At 62.2% G+C, this 18,317-nt stretch carries 13 protein-coding genes and 1 riboswitch; of the genes, 3 read left to right on the top strand and 10 right to left on the bottom strand.

Features of this window, described 5'->3' with window-relative positions; translation table 11 throughout:
• Positions 1 to 7: 7 nt before the first annotated feature.
• The 3 genes from cobW to AB3N21_RS15350 form a co-directional block, all read right to left on the bottom strand.
• The gene (cobW, locus tag AB3N21_RS15360; protein WP_367936030.1) at positions 8 to 1,063 is read right to left on the bottom strand and encodes a cobalamin biosynthesis protein CobW; all 1,056 of its coding nucleotides are present in this window, start codon (positions 1,061 to 1,063) and stop codon (positions 8 to 10) included.
• A 2-nt stretch (positions 1,064 to 1,065) separates the two neighbouring features.
• Complete coding sequence (locus AB3N21_RS15355) at positions 1,066 to 1,449, bottom strand: DUF1636 family protein (RefSeq protein ID WP_367936029.1); 384 nt, start codon at positions 1,447 to 1,449, stop codon at positions 1,066 to 1,068.
• Between the two features lie 81 nt (positions 1,450 to 1,530).
• A riboswitch (cobalamin riboswitch) is annotated at positions 1,531 to 1,753 on the bottom strand.
• A 72-nt stretch (positions 1,754 to 1,825) separates the two neighbouring features.
• Positions 1,826 to 2,710 (bottom strand): LysR substrate-binding domain-containing protein, encoded by an 885-nt coding sequence (locus AB3N21_RS15350; RefSeq protein WP_367936028.1) that lies wholly within the window; start codon positions 2,708 to 2,710, stop codon positions 1,826 to 1,828.
• A 232-nt stretch (positions 2,711 to 2,942) separates the two neighbouring features.
• On the opposite strand from AB3N21_RS15350, the gene AB3N21_RS15345 reads away from it, so the two are divergent.
• Complete coding sequence (locus AB3N21_RS15345; RefSeq protein ID WP_367936027.1) at positions 2,943 to 3,896, top strand: NAD(P)-dependent oxidoreductase; 954 nt, start codon at positions 2,943 to 2,945, stop codon at positions 3,894 to 3,896.
• On the opposite strand, the gene AB3N21_RS15340 is transcribed toward AB3N21_RS15345, so the two are convergent.
• The 7 genes from AB3N21_RS15340 to AB3N21_RS15310 all read right to left on the bottom strand — a co-directional run bounded on the left by AB3N21_RS15340 (position 3,893) and on the right by AB3N21_RS15310 (position 13,329).
• Entirely contained in the window at positions 3,893 to 4,297 is a 405-nt protein-coding gene (locus AB3N21_RS15340; protein ID WP_367936026.1) for a hypothetical protein, read from the bottom strand. The two genes, AB3N21_RS15345 and AB3N21_RS15340, sit on opposite strands and share 4 nt — an antisense overlap.
• 11 nt (positions 4,298 to 4,308) lie before the next feature.
• Positions 4,309 to 5,010, bottom strand: a complete 702-nt coding sequence (locus tag AB3N21_RS15335) for a hypothetical protein (RefSeq protein WP_367936025.1) — start codon at positions 5,008 to 5,010, stop codon at positions 4,309 to 4,311.
• Complete coding sequence (locus AB3N21_RS15330; protein ID WP_367936024.1) at positions 4,980 to 6,548, bottom strand: caspase domain-containing protein; 1,569 nt, start codon at positions 6,546 to 6,548, stop codon at positions 4,980 to 4,982. The genes AB3N21_RS15335 and AB3N21_RS15330 overlap by 31 nt, the downstream gene beginning before the upstream one ends.
• Positions 6,549 to 6,654: 106 nt before the next feature.
• Entirely contained in the window at positions 6,655 to 9,120 is a 2,466-nt protein-coding gene (locus AB3N21_RS15325; protein WP_367936023.1) for a VWA domain-containing protein, read from the bottom strand.
• Between the two features lie 300 nt (positions 9,121 to 9,420).
• On the bottom strand, positions 9,421 to 10,740 hold the full coding sequence (locus AB3N21_RS15320) for an aspartate aminotransferase family protein (RefSeq protein ID WP_367936022.1): 1,320 nt from the start codon (positions 10,738 to 10,740) through the stop codon (positions 9,421 to 9,423).
• Complete coding sequence (locus AB3N21_RS15315) at positions 10,737 to 12,269, bottom strand: trimethylamine methyltransferase family protein (RefSeq protein ID WP_367936021.1); 1,533 nt, start codon at positions 12,267 to 12,269, stop codon at positions 10,737 to 10,739. The genes AB3N21_RS15320 and AB3N21_RS15315 overlap by 4 nt, the downstream gene beginning before the upstream one ends.
• A gap of 94 nt (positions 12,270 to 12,363) precedes the next feature.
• Positions 12,364 to 13,329: a LysR family transcriptional regulator gene (locus AB3N21_RS15310; protein ID WP_367936020.1), complete on the bottom strand. Its 966-nt coding sequence runs from the start codon at positions 13,327 to 13,329 to the stop codon at positions 12,364 to 12,366.
• 100 nt (positions 13,330 to 13,429) lie between these two features.
• On the opposite strand from AB3N21_RS15310, the gene AB3N21_RS15305 reads away from it, so the two are divergent.
• Positions 13,430 to 15,817: an FAD-dependent oxidoreductase gene (locus tag AB3N21_RS15305; RefSeq protein ID WP_367936019.1), complete on the top strand. Its 2,388-nt coding sequence runs from the start codon at positions 13,430 to 13,432 to the stop codon at positions 15,815 to 15,817.
• Positions 15,814 to 18,228, top strand: coding sequence for an FAD-dependent oxidoreductase (locus AB3N21_RS15300; protein ID WP_367936018.1), 2,415 nt, complete (start codon positions 15,814 to 15,816; stop codon positions 18,226 to 18,228). Before AB3N21_RS15305 ends, AB3N21_RS15300 begins: the two co-directional genes overlap by 4 nt.
• The last annotated feature ends 89 nt before the right edge of the window (positions 18,229 to 18,317 follow it).

Raw genomic sequence — 18,317 nt, 5'->3', positions numbered from 1 at the left:
AGTTCCCTTACTCGGCGGCCTCGGTGGCAGCGGCGAGGATGTCACGGATCGCCCCCTCGTTGATGTCATCATGTTCGGCGATGACCACCAGTCGGCTTTGGCGGGCCTCATCCGGTTGCCACGGGCGGTCATACTGATGCCGCACCCGGGCGCCCACAGCCTGCACCAGCAGGCGCATCGGTTTACCGGTGACGGCGGCATAGCCCTTGACGCGCAGGATGTTCAGATCTTTGGCGAGACGCTCGATCCTGGCGACCAACTCTACAGGATCGCTCTGTTCCGGCAGGTCGATCACCACGCTTTCGAAATCGTCATGCTCGTGATCGTCGGCGCCGTCGTGGTGCGAGGGACGGGCGTCCATGTCATCCTCGGCGGCAGCTTCCAGACCGAGTACCACGCGCGCATCCACCGCACCTTCGGCGACCTCGACCACTGGCAGCGCGCGCGGGGCCTCTGCAGCGATGATCTCCTTCGCCTTGGCCACACCCTCGGGTCCGGCCAGATCGGGCTTGGTGAGCAGGATGATATCGGCGCAGGAGATCTGATCCTCGAACACCTCGGACAGAGGTGTTTCATGGTCAATCGAGTCATCCGCCAAGCGCTGGGCATCCACCGCCGCCACGTTCGGCGCGAAGCGACCGGCAGCCACAGCCTCGGCGTCAGCCAGAGCGATCACGCCATCCACAGTGATTTTCGAACGGATATCCGGCCAGTCGAACGCCTTCAGCAGCGGCTTGGGCAGAGCCAGACCCGAGGTTTCGATCAGGATGTGATCCGGGCGCGGCTCCAGCGCCATCAGCGCTTCGATGGTCGGAATAAAGTCATCGGCCACGGTGCAGCAGATGCAGCCATTGGCCAGTTCCATGATGTTCTCGGCAGGGCAATCCGGGATGGCACAGGATTTCAGGATCTCGCCATCGACGCCCACATCGCCGAATTCATTAACCACAACGGCCAAACGCTTGCCCTGCGGGTTCTGCATCAGATGACGGACCAGCGTGGTCTTTCCCGAGCCGAGAAAGCCGGTGATCACAGTGACGGGAAGTTTTTCGAGGGTACTCATTCTCAGGCTCCAATCGGGGGAATACGGGCGGCGCAGTTCTTGCGGAAATGTTCGGGGCGGTCGCGCCATTTCACCAGACCATCGGTGGTGGCCAGGTACTTGGTGGCGCCTTCGACGATGATTTCCACATCGTCGGCTTCGTTCAGGTTCTCATAGACAAAGGTCCAGCGCGACGGCCCGCCGCGCAGCACGATGGAACAGCCCTGATCGCAGTTCGACAGACACTCGACCGGTCTCAACCGAATACCCTCGGGCAGTTCGGCCTGTGTCAGCGCCCTGTGCAGCAGGGTGCCCGGGCGCAGGTCATCTTCCTCGATGGGCAGGCCACGGCGGCAGGTGGTGCAGACCAGCAGTTCGACTGGTGCGGTCTCGGTCACGTCTCTCATCCCCCCATACAGGTTTCGGGGGACGGGGTCTGCGCGGGCCACGCTCTGAGACATGGGCCCGACACCGGAACACCCCGTCCGGTCTGGTCTTCGGACGCTGGCAGGTCTCCCGGCTTGCGGATGTCAGAGGAGGCCCTCTGTCGGGTGTCCCGCCTTCCCGGCCTTTTGGCCAGTGGCTTTGGGCACCCTCTCCGGTCACGGTCGCGGGGGCGGCTGCGTTTGACGGCCCGTTCCTTGGTTCCGGCCGCCGACGCATTCCCTTTTCATCCGTCTTGCGACGGACACCAACGGATGGGACATGCGGCATGGCACGGGGCCTTGTCAAGCGCGCCGGATACGTGGAGCGGGACGAGGGCGGAAAAGCGACCCGCCTGGGTCAGGGAGCGGCATCGCGCGCCAGCCGCTCACGCAGCCACGCGGTATAGAGCTGGGCCAGGGCGGATGGCGGCGCGGCGCCGTCCGAGCGGATCAGGTAATGCGACTGGGCGAAGGGAATCGGTGGACCGGCGATTTTCAGCGGTGCGCCTTGCGCGATGGCGTTCCGGGCAAAGCGGGTGAGGATGGTGGCATAGCCCGCGCCCGCCATCACCAGTTGCAGCGCCGCGACGGTAGTGTCCACCGAATGGCGCACTGCTGCTTCGTTGGGCAATTGGTCATGAGCCTCGAAATAGCGCGCCCAGTTGTCTTCATAACCCAGAACGTGAATCAGCGGCCCTTGCCGCATTTTCTCAAGCGCGGGCAGGGGCGCATTCGCTGGGCAGACCGGCACGATGGTCTCGTCGCACAGCTTCTCGGCCCGCAGCCCCGGCCAGTCGCCATATCCCAGCCGGATTTCCACATCTACTTCCCCCGGTGCGGCGCTGTCGGCCCAGATGTTCGAGACCAGCCGCACTGGCACCTCCGGATAAAGCGCCGAGAACTCCGGCAGTTCAGCGGCCAGCCAGTAGGTCGCAGTGGAAATCGGCGCCCGCAGCGTCAGCGTCTGCCGTGTGGCCAGACCAAACAGGCTGTTGGTGGACAGCGCGATATCGGACAGCGCCCGCCGCACGGTCAGGGCGTAGGACTGTCCCAACTCAGTCAGGTCCAGCCTGCGGGCCGAGCGGGTGAACAGTTTTTCACCCAGTTCCACCTCCAGCGATCGGATGTGCAGCGACACGGCGGTCTGGGTCAATCCCAGTTCGCGCGCGGCCTCGGTGAAGTTCAGATGCCGCGCGGCGGCTTCGAAACTGCGCAGCCAGACGGGGTTGGGCAGGCGGTCCATATCAGAATCCCGTCTGCGCCCGGAACGGTGCGTGACCAAGAAAATTCGAATTTTCTTGGTCAAAATTCTTTGAAGAATTTTGGTCGCACAGTGGGGAGAATTTCGGCATTTATCACCAAAAATTTTTGAGTATTGATGGCATCATTATTCGTTTCTCTTGGGGAATGTCACGCGGAATACTGACCGCAGGAATCGTATGCGCGGGTACACACCCGCCAGGGAGGATTGAGACATGAAAGTCGGCTTCATCGGTCTGGGTAATGTGGGCGGCAAGCTCTCGGGCTCGCTTCTGAGGAATGGCATCGACCTGACCGTGCATGACCTGAGCAAGGACCTGGTCGCGGATTTCGTCGCGCGCGGCGCCAAGGCTGCGACGGGCCCGGCGCAGTTGATGCGCGAGTGCGATGCGGTGATCACCTGCCTACCGTCGCCCGCCGCCTCGGACGCGGTGATGCAGGAGATGCTGCCTGAGGTGACGAAGGGCAAGATCTGGATGGAGATGTCCACCACCGACGAGGCCGAAGTCAAGCGGCTGGGCGCCATGGTGATGGAACGCGGCGGCGCTGCGGTGGATTGCCCCGTCTCGGGCGGCTGCCACCGGGCTGCAACGGGCAACATCTCGATCTTCGCGGGCTGTGACCGCGCGACATTCGAGCGTATCGCGCCGTTCCTGAAAACTATGGGCCGCCGCATCCTGCATACCGGCGATCTGGGCTCGGCCTCGGTCCTGAAAGTGGTGACCAACTATCTGGCCACCGCCAATCTGGTCACCTGCTGCGAGGCTCTGGTGGTGGCCAAGGCCGCCGGCATGGACCTGAACACCGCTTATGAAGCCATGAAGATCTCGTCCGGCACTTCCTTCGTGCATGAAACCGAAAGCCAGGTGATCCTGAACGGCTCGCGCGATATCTCCTTCACCATGGACCTGGTGAAAAAGGATATCGGCCTGTTTCAGGAGGTCGCCGACCGCGCAAAAGTCCCGCTTGAGGTCAGCCCGATGCTGATCGACATCTTCAACGACGGCATCGCCCGCTATGGCGACCGCGAGCTGTCGCCCAACATCATCAAGCGGCTAGAAGAGGCCACCGGCCTCGACATCCGTGCGCCCGGCTTCCCGCCGGAAATGCTGGACGATGAGCCGGAGGAACCCGGCTATGAGGTGATTCCGCAGGGCACGACGCGTTAACCCGACAGCCGTGCCAGATCGGCGCTGAGCGCGCGGGCATCGGCAATACTGCGCTGCAGGGCCGCCAACCGCGCTTCAGGTGTCGAACCGGTCGGGTTCGAGTTCAGAACCTGGTCGATACGGGCGGCGGTGGCAGCATCGCCGCCGCCTATGCTGTCGCGCTGTTGCAGGATTTTCAGCTTTAGTTGCGCCAGTTCCGATTCCGAGGAGCGGATCTGCGCCGCCAGCGCCTCGTTTCGGGCCTCGGCAGCGGCCACATCGGCCTCGGCGGTTTCGATCCGTTCATCGTAGGCGCCGGTGGTGATGCCGAACACTCCGGAAAAGAACCCGCCCTCGGCAGGATCGGTGGTTGTCTCGCAGGCGGCGAGCAGCAGACAGGGCAGGGCGATCAGACGGTTCATGACATCCCCCTTCACAGCGACGCCGCCAGATCGTTGGCGATTCCGCGCATCTGCGCGATCTGGCTCGAGAGCGCGGCCAGATCGCCGTCGATGGGGGACGCGGCCTGACCCCGGGCAATGGTCAACCCGCGCGCCTCGTTGAACTCTGCCTGCCGCTTGGTGGCGCCGTCGATGGCGATCTGCATCTGCGACAGGTTGCCATTGGCCTCGGCCAGTTCTCGCTGCAATTGCGCTTGGTCCGAAGCACCTGCTGCTGCACTTGCGCGCAGTGCCGTTAGCTCTGCCTTCTGTGCGGCCAGAACCTGGTTCATCACATTGATCGTCGTCTGCATTTCAGCGGCGTTGCGGTCCAGATCGCTCTTGATCTGGTTCAGCCGCGCCTCGCGCCGCGCATATTTGCGCTGAACGAAGGCCACATAGGTCCCGGCCAACGCCCCGGCGCCCAGCCCGATCGAGACCCCGGTGCCGACATCGTCGCTGCCGCCCAATCCAAATCCGATCAGACCGCCCGCCGCTCCGCCGGCTGCAGCGCCTTGCAGAATGGTTTTCTGCATCGCGGCGGCCTGTTTGGCCAGATCCGCCTCGGCCTGCGTGGTGCCGCCGCTACCCGTGGCCGGCGCCGTGGTCTGGCGGGTCTCGCCGCAGGCCGACAGGGCCAGTGACACCGAGATCAGCGCGGCGCTCAGCCGGGTGGAATGAGGTCTGCCAGCCATTGGTAACTCCCTTTCTTGCTGTCATCCGCCTGCGCCACGTGCCGCAGGAACAGGGCGGCGTTTTCGGTCAGTTGCGCCCCGGCATGGCCCAGGTCCCGCACGCGGGTTTCGCCACCGACCAGCACTTTGCTCGCGTCAGGCGGAAAGAAGACCACCGCGCGGCCCAACAGTTCGTCATAGTAACTGCGGCTCTGGTCCAGACGGCGCAGGATAACGCCGCGCGAGCGATGGATGTCGTAGATATCGTTGCGCGCCTGTTGCAGTACCGGCAAGGCGTCGGGGTTCGAACGCGCAATCTCCTCGATCTGCCCCAGCGCGTCTTCGGCAACGGTCAGCGTGCGCTCGACACTGCGCAAAGCGACGATATCGGTGCGCAGTCGTTGCAACGTCGTTGCTGCCAGAAACACCGACACTTGTGCTGCGTCCTGATAGAGCCGCTCGGCGGTGGCGGTTTCGTTCGCGGGCAGCCAGCGGCGGTAGCCCTCAAGCGCCGGACCAAGATCGCGGGCGGGACCATCGCTCAGCAAGCCCAATGCCACCAGCGCCGCGGCCAGCTTGTCGGGCTCGGCGGCGGCCAGCGTTGCCGCAACCGGTGCGGCGGCCGGGGCCGTGCGGGATGTCAGCCGGTCAATCCGGTCCCGGGCGAAAGGCGCGAACAGCCCCTCGGGGTAGCTGCGCAGATAGGATTCGAAATCGCTTGCGTTACTGCTCGAGGCAACGTCGCGCCATAGGGCAAGTTCGGCAGCGGTCTCGTCCTGTGGTGCGCTGGTGGGCAGGGTTGGCGCGAAGCTGTGTTCGTCCAGCACGGATTCCTCCACCCAGGGCACCTGGCGGCCATCTGTATCCAGCACGACCTGCTGGCGCACGCGGCCCAGCATCAGCCGCACATCAAGGCCGGGCGTGGCGATATGTTCGAGCAGGCCGGTGGTAAAGATGCTGTTCTCACCGATGCCGTCATAAGCGACATTGCCCGGATCGGTGGCATAGGCGATCAGCAGCCCGGCACCACCGCGCGCCCGGACAAGCCCTTGTTCAACCATGCCTCTTTCCGAGAACGGGTTGTTGCGGCAGGCGTCCAGCAGCAGGATGCCGATCTCGGGTCCCGCCCGGGCGATCACGTCCCGCACCCGCCCCATGGTCAGCGAACTCCGCCGCAGCGCGCCAAGATCGCTGCCCGCGAAATCCGTGCCGATCAGGTGGTTTTCGCCGCCGATCTGCACGCCGTGACCGGCATAGAAGAACACCGCCATCTCGGCCCCCTGCGCCGCCGACCCGAACTGTTCAAGGGCGCGCGTCATCGCTGAGGCATCCTGATCGGTGGTCTCGGTGACCGCAAACCCAAGCTCTCTGAGCGCCTCCGCCAGCGCGGTCACATCATTGACGGGATTGCGCAGCGCCATGTCGGGCGCGTCATAGGCCGAGTTACCGATCAACAGGGCGACGCGCCCCGAGGCTAGCGCCGGCATCGCCAAGAGCGAGAGGATCGACAGCCAGAACAGGATGTAGATCGGCATGAATGGGAGACGCAGGGACCTCATGCCGCCACGTTAGCGCAAAGAAATGATGCGCGCACCATGGATGATGCCGGGATTTTTCCTCGGCACCCCCAAGAGCCCCCGCTGCCACAAGCAACCGGTCCTGACGTCACTCGACCTTGATGACCTTTCTGGAAAGAACGGCCTTGTTTGTCAGGTCCAGCAGCCGGATCTCATAAACACCGGGATCGTCAGGCATGGTGAGCTCAACCGGCGGATCACCGGTGATCTTCTGGGCGGAAATCCATGTGAAAATGGCCTGCTCCCCTCGGGCCAGCGTGATACGTTGATCGGCGCTTTGGCTGTCGGTGGTCCATCCCACGTTGATCGTTGCGCCTGGGGCCGCGGTATCCGGCGCGTCGAGCTGCGCGCCGGTTTCCAGTGCAGCATCCTGCGCCAGAACCTCCACCGTCTGGCGGGCGAGGACGCGGCTGCCCTCGCGCAGGAGATACCGGATTTCATAAAGCCCGGTTTCTTCCGGCGTGTTCAGGTCGAGCTCCGTCTTGTCGCGCACCTGCGAGTACACTCCGAACGCGTCGTCAGGCGTGCCCACCGGAACCAGGTTGACGTAGTCGCTGCTGTTGACGGTTCCGGTCCAAGAGACACGCAGCTTGTCGCCAGCCCGCACTTGGTCTGCGGCGCTGATGGTCACCTCGGGTTCGGCAACTTCCACTGTCGCCGTTGCGACGGTCTTGGAGCCTTCCCTCAGCAGGTACCGGATCTCGTAGAGGCCCGTTTCGGCAGGCGCCTGAAGGTCGTTGCTGGTGACGTCGCGCACAACGATGTAGTTGCCGAACGCTCCTTCCTCGGTGCCCATGGGGACAATGTTGATGTAATCCTGCGAACTGACGGCGCCGGTCCAGGACACTTTGAATTTGCTCCCGGCCAACACGGTTTCGGGCGCGTCGATTGTGACTTGCGGTTCGGTGACCTCGACCGACGAAGTGGCAAGGGTCTTGGACCCTTCGCGTAGGATATAGCGCAGCTCGTAAATTCCGGGATCAGCCGGGGCGGTCAGTACGCCCTTACCTGCATCCCGCACGACGATGTAGTTGCCGAACTCACCCTCATCCGAACCGGCGGGAACGATTGCCACATAGTCCTGTGTGTTGACGGTCCCGGTCCAGGACACGTCGAACTTTTCGCCCGTCACCACCTTTTCGGGGCCCGATACGGTGACCTCCGGCGCGGCGATCTCAATCGTTTCGCTGGCGAGTGTCTTGCCGCCCTCGCGCAGTACATAGCGCACTTCGTACATGCCGGTCTCGGCCGGGGCCTTGAGCAGGTCTTTGGAGTTGTCCCGGACGACGATGTAATTGCCGAATTCCCCTTCGTCAGTGCCCACGGGAACGATGTTGATATAGTCCTGCGTGTTCACCGTGCCCGACCAGCTGACCTCGAACGCCGCGCCGGTCAAAGCCGTTTCCGGCACCTGCAGAACAACCTGCGGATCGGTCACCTCGATCTGTCGCGAGGTGACGGTGCGCTTGTCGACATTCAGGATGTAACGTAGCTCGTACAGCCCGGGATCGGCTGGCGCACTGAGGTTGGTCGCCTCGTTATTGCCAACGTTCTGGTAGTTCCCGAACGTGCCCGCGTCGGAGCCCAGCGGCACAATCGCCACGTAATCCCGTTTGTTGATCGTGGGGGTCCACTCAACCCTGAACTTCGCGCCGGTCTGAACCGTGTCTGCGGCGCTGAGGCTCACTTCCGGTTTGGTAACCTCAACCGTGTCGTGCCCCAGAGTGTCCTTGCTTTGATTGTGCAGATAGCGGATCTCATACAGTCCCTCGCTGCCCGGGACCGGCAAGTTCACTTCGGTGGACTTGCCGATACGCACATAGTTTCCGAAGACGCCGGGGTCGGCGCCCACCGGCACAATGTTGATATAGTCACCCTCGGCGACCGTAGGCGCCCAGGTCACCCGAATGTCCGAACCGCCCACCGCCGTGTCCGGTCCGGCAACGACAACCTCCGGAGCGGCCGGTTCTGGTTCCGGCTCGGGCTCAGGTTCCGGCGCGGCCTGAGCGACAGCCGTTCCAACGGTGCTGAGCGCGGCGCCCAGTTCTTCGGCGCTTCCGGCGGTGATGTACTGCCCGCCGGTGTTTTCGGCGATGCAGGCAAGCGAACTGGCATCCTCATCGCTGGCCAGTCCGAACCCCACGACATGCGCGGTAAAGGCCACGCCGCTGTTCTCCAGCGCCTGCGCCAACGCGCAGGGATCGCGCTGGCAGCTTTCCAGCCCGTCGGAGATCAGGACGACGGTCGCGGGTTGATCGGTGTAAGACAGGGCTTTGGCGGCGGCCTCGACCGCGTCGGTCAGGGGGGTCTTGCCGGTTGGTGTGATCGCATTGATTCGGTCCAGAATGTTCTGCCGTGCCTGCTGGCCGGGCTCAACCAACACCTCGATATCGCTGCAGTCGCCCCGGCGGCGATGGCCATAGGCCATGAGCCCCACGCTGCGCTCTTCGACCCATTCCCCCAACAAGTTTTCCATCACATCGCGGGCAATTTCGATCTTGGCCTGACCTTCGATCTGGCCCCACATCGAGTTGGACCCATCGAAAACGACCATTACGTTTTCATTTGCTGCGGCCGATGAGGCGACGAAAATTGCAGCAGAGAAAACTGCACCGCGAATGGCGTTCATACCCAAGGCTACCCCTCCCAAACAGAATGCGTTCAATAATCCGAATTCAACCACACTATCAGCTTCGGAATCAAAGTCATTGGTTTGGTTGGTTGAGCCTGATGCTGACGCTGGATAGCCGGGGCGCCAGACAGGTTGGAAAAGCCCCGATGAAAATGTCCAACATGGGCCATACGGTTGGTCCGGGGCAGTCAGGTTTGCCGGGGGCTCTGCGGGAAACCCGGTCTAGCCCGTTAACTGGCCAAATGCCCTGTCCAGCCCACCGTGTATCTGATCGACATCTGCCAGAGACAAGCACATCGGTGGCACCAGACGCAGGCAGGACTGGTAAGGGCCGGACTTTGAGAGGACAAGCCCGCTTTCCCGGCAGGCCTCGAACACGGCGGCCGTTGTTTGCGGGTCAGGCTCCTTGGTTTTGCGGTCCTTGACCATTTCGATGGCCAGCATCAGGCCACGCCCCCGAACATCCCCGATGACGGGGTGGTTCTCCTTCAGCACATAAAGACGTTCCAGCAGCGCCGCACCGACGACCCGGGCGTTTTCCTGCACGTTCTCTTCCTTGATCACCTGAAGAACCGCACGGCCTGCAGCGCAGGACGTGGGGTTGGCACCGTAGGTGTGGAACATGAACTTCTCTGCCATAGGCGCGGCAATCTCCTTGCGCGCGACGACGGCGCCAAGAGGAAATCCGTTGCCGATCCCCTTGGCCATGACCACGATATCCGGGATCACACCGTCGGCTTCGAACCCCCACATGTGCTCGCCGGTGCGGCCAAAGCCGGCCTGAACCTCATCCGCGATCAGCAGCCCGCCCCTGGCGCGGACACGCTCGGCGGCGCCGGACATGTACCCTTTGGGCATTTCAATGATGCCGCCGTAACCTTGCACGCTTTCGATGATGATGCCCGCGATCTGACCGGAAGTTGCAGCGTGGATCGTGCGGTCGATCTCATCCAGGTAAGGATCCGCCCCGGCATTTTTCCCGAAGATACCGCGATATTGGTTCGGCTCGGGCACGAAAGCGACATTGCCCGGCATGCCGGGATGTCGCCAGCCAGAGATTCCAGTGATCGACTGGGCGGCGGCGGTTGGGCCGTGATAGGCGGACCGAAGGGCCAGCAGATCGAGATTTCCGGTATAGCCGCGGGCCATGGTCATGGCGAGATCGACCGCCTCGGACCCGGAATTGGTGAAGTGCACCACCCATTCGATATCGTCATTCGGATTGGGCATGGTGGCTGCCAGTTCCTCGGCAAAATGCGCAGGCACGGGGTGATAGAACATGGTGGTGCAATGGGTCAGTTCCTGCGCCTGTTCCATTGCGGCAGCCACGACCTTGGGGTGACTGTGGCCCACGGAAATACAGACGTTCATCCCCAGCAAGTCGATGTATTTGCGGCCTTCCGCGTCCCAGAGGTACTGCATCGACCCCTTTCTGAACACCATTGGCTCTTTGAAGGGGACGAACCTGCGCTGCGAGGCGGCATAGTAGGTGTCGCGCCGCCGTGCGGTCTCGTCTAGCGTCCAGTCTGTTTGCAGGCTCACGTGTTCCCACCTTCGATTTCCCGGCTGCGCCGTGCAACGAAATCATCCAGCGCCTCTCGAATTCCGATATCCATCGGCGGTGTCTCATACTCGTCGATCAGTTGCCGGACCCTTGCGCTGGCGCGGTCATGCTGCCATTGCGCGCCCTCGGCCCGCCACTGTTCAAAGGTCCCGTTGTCAGACATTTCGCCCATCCAGAAGGCAGTTTCAAAATTGTCCCAGGTATGCTGTGCGCCAAGGAAATGGCCGCCGGGCTCAACCTCGAAAAACGCATCCATCGCCTGCGCCGCTTCCGAGAAGTCAACCCCCTGGACAAAACGTTGCATGGCCGAGCAGCGGTCCGCATCCATCACAATCTTTTCGTAACCCGTGGTCAGCAGACCTTCGAGGCAGCCAGTGGCATGGATGATGAAATTCACCCCCGCCATGGCCGCCCCCATCAATTGGGCCTGACTTTCATAGCCGGCCTGCGCGTCAGGCACCTTGGACGCCGTCAGCCCCCCGACCGAGTGGAAGGGCAGGCCCAGCCTGTCGGCCAGCGTTTTGGCGCACATCTGGAACTGCGTCCCTTCCGGGGTGCCAAATGTAGGCGCGCCGGTTCTCAGGCTGATGGGCGAAAAGAATGTACCAAAGGCGGCGGGTGCGCCCGGACGGATCAACTGGATCAGGGCCACCGAGGCCATCACCTCGGCCAGCACCTGCGACAGCGTGGCGGCAACCGTGACCGGTGACATCGCACCACCGAGGACAAAGGGAGACACTACGGTGCATTGCCCGGCCCGCGCATATTCCTTGAGCGCCCAGAGCATGGTTTCATCCATCACCAGCGGGGCGTTGGTGTTGACCACCGAATAGAGCACACAGTTCCGGTCGACGAAGTCTTTGCCCATGGCGATGCGGCACATTTCGATGGTGTCGCGGGCCCTTTCTGGCGCCGTCACCGCCCCCATGAACGGTTTGTCGTTCAGGGTGAGATGGGTATGGGCCATGTGCAGGTGACGTAAAGGGACCGGGATATCCACCGGCTCCACCACAACCCCGCCCGAGTGATTTATGGCGCCAAGCTGATGGTGCAGTTTGGTGATGTTCCTGAAATCCTCAATCGTCGCATAGCGACGGCCGTTTTCCATGTCATGCACAAAGGGCGGGCCGAAACTTGGCGCATAGACCTGTGCATCGCCGCCGATCTGGACCGAGCGTTCCGGGTTGCGTGCGTGCTGCGTGAAAACCGGTGGAGCCGTTCTGATCCGATCACGGCACCAGCCCGGGTCAAAACGCACGCGCTCGCCCGTTACCCGCGCGCCGTGACGTTTGAACAACTCCAGTGTCTCGGCGTCTCCTCTGAACTCCATGCCGATCTCGTCCAGGATGCGGTCGGCGTTGTGTTCGATGATGGCGACGGCGTCCTCGTCTATCAGACTAACCTTGCCGATTTTGCGGGTCGTGTATGGCGCGTAGACGTCGGCCCCGGTTGCGCGGGCGGCCATGCGAGCCCGTCGGCCCGCGCGTCTGGTTTCTCCTGCCGCCATTTTTCCCCGCAGAGACGTAACGAGCGAAACATTGCAGGGAACCCTTTGTTGGAACAGCCAAACCGGGCAACATTAGCACGAATAATGTTCCTGATTAGGGCTGGTAAATGACCTGCTCAGCAACTTGCGGCAGCAGCTTTTCGAAACTCAGACGCAGCAGGCGACCGCTTTCCTCGGCAAGCTGCTGAGGGATGTCTCCCAGATCGTCGCTGCGGTGGACCGCAAGGATCGACCGCTTGAAGCCCGCGAAGGGGAGCGGTTCGATGCGTAGGTTCATCCCCTCGGCAACAGCGTCGATCAACAAGGTGGGGCTGAGGATGGCAAAGCACTTGCCGGTGTTCACGCCCGCAACAACCATCGAGGCGCGGTCGGCCTCCATTGAGCGGGGCAGGTCCAGACGGCAGCGTTGCAGGTGCTGATCGGTACGGCGGCCAACCGGTGCGTCCGAACTAAAACGTACAAAGGACAGGCGTTGAGCGATTCGCTGCACGTCATCCGTCCGGTCGTCGTAACCTTCTGGCAAGACGAGAAAAAAGGGCTCCTCCAGAATCGGGATGCAGTCGTAATCGGTCAGATCGAACTGCGGGTCCGAGGTGATGGCGATGTCGGTCTGACGGGCATCGAGGGCAATCTGGTGGTCCGTCGCCAGACCGGCGGCCAGGCTAAGCTCTGGAATGCTCAGCCGGTCATGCACCAGCTCGTGAATCCCGGTCGTCAGGGTCGTTGCGATGGAGGCCAGCATGGAGACCCTGAGTATCGGCAGCGAACTGGATTGCATATGGCGCAGGTCCGACCGCAAATCCTCGACCTCGTTGAGGATACGAAAGGCACGGCGACGCAGAAGGTCGCCCGCATGAGTCAAGTCCACCGGGCGGTGTGTCCGGTCGAAGAGCTGCGTGTTCAGCGCCCGCTCGAGCTTTTTTATCTGTTGCGACGCTGCCGATTGCGTCATGCCCAACGCCGATGCGGCCAGCGTGATATGGCGCGTGTCGGAAACGGCCATGAAAACTTCAAGCGCCCGGAACAGGTTTATCTCCGTTTCCGACTGCTGTTTCTTCATCTGGTTCTCGCCTTCATTAGTTTTTCTTATTTTTCGCGTGAATTCTTGTGCTTGAGATGAGCCGAAGTCAATCCTGCGCGAAAGACGCAAGGTTTTAGGCATGGTGCAAATCATCATCGTGGGGGGCGGAGCCATTGGGCTCAGCCTGGCCTATCATTTGGCCGGACGCGCGAAAGTCGTGCTTTTGGAGCGCAACCAACTGACCAGTGGGACAAGCTGGCATGCGGCCGGGATCGTCGGGCCGTTGCGGGCCACGCCCGGCATGACCAGACTGGCGATGTATGCGCTTGAGTTGTTTCCCAGGCTAGAACAGGAATCCGGCCACTTGACCGGGTATCGGCGAACCGGCGGGTATTGGCTGGCGCGCGATGTTGCGCGAATGGATGAGCTGCACCGGATAGGGTCCTTGGGCCGGCATCTCGGTCTGACGCCCTCCATTCTGGAGCCCGGGCAGATCGAGGTGCCGGGACTGCATCTGAACGGTGTGGTTTGTGCATTGCATGTCGAAGAGGACGCCAATGTAAATCCGGTAGATCTGTGTATGGCCTATGCCAAGGTGGCCCGGGCCAAGGGGGTCGAGATCCGAGAAAACGCCCAGGTTGCGGAATTGCTGGTCGAGAATGGGTCTGCCAAGGCCGTTCGGATGGCCGACGGGTCCGAGCTTCTGGCCGATCAGGTTGCACTTTGTGCAGGCGCCTGGTCGAAACGTCTGGCTGAAAAAGCGGGCGTCGCGCTGCCGCTGCAAGCGGTCGAGCATATGTACGTGGTCACCGAACCGATGCCAGGCATCCCGTATCCATACCCGGTGTTGCGCGATCTGGATCGCGGCTTTTACGTCAAGGGCGACGCGGGCAAGCTGGTGATCGGCGGCTTTGAGCCCAATGCCAAGATCTGGGACGCTTTCGGCCCAGAAGGCGACCGCCCGTTTCTGGAAATGCCCGAGGACTGGGATCAATTCACGCCGTTCATGGAGGGCGCTCTGGACCTGATCCCGGCCCTGACCGAGACCGGCATTCAGCATTTCATGAACGGGCCCGAGAGTTTTACCGCAGACACCAAACCACTGATCGGTCAGACACCGGAAGTGGACGGGCTGTTTGTGGCGGCGGGCATGAACTCGGTCGGTGTCATGAGTTCGGCGGGGGTAGGGCGCGCCCTGGCCGACTGGATGCTTCTTGGCGAACCGCCGATGGATCTTTGGGAGGTCGATATCGCTCGGGCCGACCCGTTGACTGCAGACAGGGATCATATCGAAACCCGCATGGAAGAAGCCGTCAGCGACGCGTTCGCCCTGCACTGGCCCTTCAAGCAGCCCGGCGCGGGGAGGGGATTGCGCAAATCCGCACTGCATGACCGGTGGCAGGCGGCGGGCGCGCAGTTCGGCCTGACCGCCGGGTGGGAGCGTGGATTGTGGTACGCGCAGAACAAAGACGAGCGCAATCTGTCTTACTCGGTGGGCGACCAGCCCTGGCACCCGATTGCCGTGCGCGAGGCGGCGCAGATGCAGGATGGCATCGCGCTGATCGATCTATCCCCGTTCAGCAAGTTCGACATTCGGGGGCCGGATGCCCTGACGCTCATGCAGTATCTGGCCAACGCCAATTTGGATGTTCCGGTGGGGCAGGCGGTGTACACCCCGTTGACCAATGCAAAAGGTGGGATCGAGGCGGATGTCACCATTGTTCGCGTCGCTGCGGATCGTTTTCGCATGACATCTGGTGCTGCGACCCGGCGCAAGGACCTCGCCTGGCTGCGCCGCCACGCCACCGGTAAGAATGTGAAGATAGAGGATGTGACCGAAGCCGAGGTTGTGATCGGTGTGATGGGGGTGGGGTCTCGGGAATTTCTCAAATCTCTGTCGCCCGATGATTGGGACGCATTCCCGTTCTCGACGTCCCGGGACGTCACTGTTGCCAGCCAGCCGGTCACAGCGACGCGGCTCAGCTTTGTCGGTGAACTAGGCTGGGAACTCTCCATTGACGCCAACCAAGCAGGTCCGGTGTTCGATGCGCTCTATGATCGTGGGGCGCGGCCTTTGGGGCATTTCGCAGCGGACGCCTGCCGGATCGAGAAAGGGTTCCGGCATTGGGGTCACGATTTGGGCCCCGAGATCACCCCGCTGGAGGCGGGGCTCGGTTTTGCCCTCGATCTGGACAAGCAGTTTCTGGGGCGCGAAGCGCTGGCCGCTCAGAAAGCGCAGGGATTAACCCGCAAACTGGTGTTGTTCGATATCCCTTCGCATCCGCTGGTTTTGCATGACGAGCCAATATGGGAGGGCGGGCGCGTTGTTGGGCTGACCACAAGTGGAGCACGCGGTGCGCGAACGGGGCAAACCTTGGCTCTGGGGCTCATCGAGATCGCGCCGGGCGAAGACATCTTGGCCACGTGCGACCGGAGCTTCGAGATTGAAATCGCAGGAACGTTTCACAAGGCTGACGGGTTGATGCGACCTCCATTCGATCCCGCAGGCAAAAGGATGCGCGGATGAGGACGACCGATGCTCAGGTCCTGATTATCGGCGGCGGCGCAATGGGTGTCTCGCTGATGTATCATCTGACCAAGCTCGGCTGGAACGATGTGGTTCTGACCGAAAAGAACGATCTGACTCACGGCTCGACCTGGCATGCCGCCGGGCTGTGCACCCATTTCGCGCATAACCCGACCATTCAAGAACTACGCGCCACATCCGTCAGGCTGTATAGCGACATTCTTCCGGCCGAAACCGGTGATACCTGCGGGTTCCACCGCTCGGGTGCGATGCGGATCACCTCGAACCCTGACCGGATGGATGAATTCGCCCATGTGGCAGGCCTCAGCCGGTTTACCGGCTACGACCTGCAGATGTTAACCGTAGATGACATCGAACGCCTGCATCCGCTGGCGCGGACCGAGGGCCTGCTGGGCGGGATATACGAACCTGATGACGGCCACGTGGACCCTTCGCTGGCGACCAATGCGATGGCCAAAGTTGCGCGCAAAAATGGCGCGACGATCCTGCGGTACAACCCGGTAGCCTCGATTCGGCGCGAAGACGGTATCTGGGTGGTTGAGACCAAGAATGGCACCATTCGCGCAAGGCATATCGTCAATGCTGCCGGAACCTGGGGTTGGGAGGTCGGCCATATGATGGGGTTGAACATCCCCTCTGTGCCGCTCCTGCACCAGTATCTGGTGACGGATACGGTTTCGGCGGTGGTCGAGCGGATCGAGCAGGGCCAGCCTGAGTTGCCGATGATCCGCGACCCGGAAGAAAGCTGGTATGTCCGGCAGGAACGCGACGGGCTGATCCTCGGACCTTATGAAAAAGAGGCGCAACCCTGGGCGGTCGATGGTTGCCCGCCGGATTTCGGCGCCGATCTGATGCCGCTCGATCTGGACCGGGTCGAGCACATCATCATGGCCGCGATGGAGCGCATCCCCGCGCTTGGCACCGGTGGTATCAAGTCGGTCGTGAACGGCCCGATCACCTTCACACCGGACGCCAACCCGCTGATTGGACCGGCGCATGGCCTGCCAAACGCCTGGCTGCTGACCGGCTCCAGCATGGGGGTGATGGAAGGTGGCGGGGCAGGTTGGTTTCTGGCGCATTGGATGACTCAGGACGCCCCGCCCATGGACGCGCTCGCCGTGGACAGCCGTCGTTTCGGCAGTTGGGCGGATCGCGATTATCGTGTGAAAAAGGCCGTCGAATGCTTCGGTCTGCAATTTGGGGTGCATTATCCACACGAAGAACGCCCCGCCGCCCGCAACAAACGCCTATCGCCTTTGCACGATCTGCTGCTGGACAGGGGCGCTGTTATGGGCGCCGCCATTGGCTGGGAACGCCCCAACTGGTTCAGCAACAAGCCTGGCGACGAAGCCGTACCAAGTTTCCGCCGGTCGAACTGGTTCCAACCGGTCGCACAGGAATGCGCGACGGTGACAAACGCCGTTGGACTGGCCGACATGTCCGTCTTCTCGAAATTCGAAGTGAGTGGACCGGACGCGCGCCGCTTTGTCGACGCTCTGGGAACCAATCGCCCACCGGCATTGGGACGCATTGCTTTGACCCATGCGCTTACACCTGCGGGAGGGGTGCGGTCCGAGTTCACGGTCAGCGCTCTGGCCAAGGATCATTTCTATCTCACTTCCGCTGCGGCCTCCGAGGATACGGACGACGACCTTCTGCGCGCCCATGCCAACGCCTTCGACGTGACCCTCTGCCGTGTCACCGAAGATTACGGAGTTCTGAGCCTTATGGGCCCGAAATCCCGCGATGTACTTGCAGCGCTGACAACTGCCGATCTGAACTCCGAGTTTCCCTGGCTCTCGGTGCGCGAAATCACCGTTGCCGGCATCCCCGTCCGGGCTCTGCGCATATCCTATATCGGGGAGTTGGGGTGGGAGCTACACGTCGCCATGGACCGGATGCAGGAGCTGTTTCTGGCCCTTGAGACAGCAGGCAAATCCCACGGGTTGGGGCTGTTCGGAGCATATGCCATGAATGCGATGCGGTTGGAAAAGGGCTACCGGGCCTGGGGGTCGGATCTTACGACCGAGCGCACCCCCGGAGAGGCGGGCGTCGGTTTTCTGATCAGGCTGGATCATGACTTTATCGGGAAAGCAGCGCTGACAAACCGGATGGGTACCGATGACCGCTGGGACATGGTCTTGCTTGAGATAGAGGCAGGCGATGTCGATCCGCACTACGCTCACAGCGTTATGCGGGGCGACCGGATCGTCGGTGTGGTTACATCGGCGGCTTACGGACATCGCACAGACAAAACGCTGGCTTTGGCGTATCTGCGCGACCGAACCGCGCGGGATCAGTTGGAGGTCGAAATTCTCGGGCGCCGGCGGTCGGCGACTATACTAACGCAGGCGCCGTTCGATCCGCTGAACATCCGCCTTAAATCTTGACCGGATCACCGATGACATATGCAGCAGATCAACCTTATTGTTTGAGCGTTTAGATACGCGGGGCCCTCGCGTAGCCCAGTCGCATCTTA

The organism is Ruegeria sp., assembly GCF_040830605.1.
Classification (GTDB): domain Bacteria; phylum Pseudomonadota; class Alphaproteobacteria; order Rhodobacterales; family Rhodobacteraceae; genus Ruegeria.
The sequence above is the reverse complement of the archived record's forward strand: the minus strand, read 5'-3'. Positions and strand labels throughout refer to the sequence as shown.

Excerpts from the sequence above, each read along its gene's own strand:
- cobW (WP_367936030.1), bottom strand. The coding sequence starts at position 1,063 with ATGAGTACCCTCGAAAAACTTCCCGTCACTGTGATCACCGGCTTTCTC.
- AB3N21_RS15355 (WP_367936029.1), bottom strand. The coding sequence starts at position 1,449 with ATGAGAGACGTGACCGAGACCGCACCAGTCGAACTGCTGGTCTGCACC.
- AB3N21_RS15350 (WP_367936028.1), bottom strand. The coding sequence starts at position 2,710 with ATGGACCGCCTGCCCAACCCCGTCTGGCTGCGCAGTTTCGAAGCCGCC.
- AB3N21_RS15345 (WP_367936027.1), top strand. The coding sequence starts at position 2,943 with ATGAAAGTCGGCTTCATCGGTCTGGGTAATGTGGGCGGCAAGCTCTCG.
- AB3N21_RS15340 (WP_367936026.1), bottom strand. The coding sequence starts at position 4,297 with ATGAACCGTCTGATCGCCCTGCCCTGTCTGCTGCTCGCCGCCTGCGAG.
- AB3N21_RS15335 (WP_367936025.1), bottom strand. The coding sequence starts at position 5,010 with ATGGCTGGCAGACCTCATTCCACCCGGCTGAGCGCCGCGCTGATCTCG.
- AB3N21_RS15330 (WP_367936024.1), bottom strand. The coding sequence starts at position 6,548 with ATGAGGTCCCTGCGTCTCCCATTCATGCCGATCTACATCCTGTTCTGG.
- AB3N21_RS15325 (WP_367936023.1), bottom strand. The coding sequence starts at position 9,120 with ATGGTCGTTTTCGATGGGTCCAACTCGATGTGGGGCCAGATCGAAGGT.
- AB3N21_RS15315 (WP_367936021.1), bottom strand. The coding sequence starts at position 12,269 with ATGGCGGCAGGAGAAACCAGACGCGCGGGCCGACGGGCTCGCATGGCC.
- AB3N21_RS15310 (WP_367936020.1), bottom strand. The coding sequence starts at position 13,329 with ATGAAGAAACAGCAGTCGGAAACGGAGATAAACCTGTTCCGGGCGCTT.
- AB3N21_RS15305 (WP_367936019.1), top strand. The coding sequence starts at position 13,430 with ATGGTGCAAATCATCATCGTGGGGGGCGGAGCCATTGGGCTCAGCCTG.
- AB3N21_RS15300 (WP_367936018.1), top strand. The coding sequence starts at position 15,814 with ATGAGGACGACCGATGCTCAGGTCCTGATTATCGGCGGCGGCGCAATG.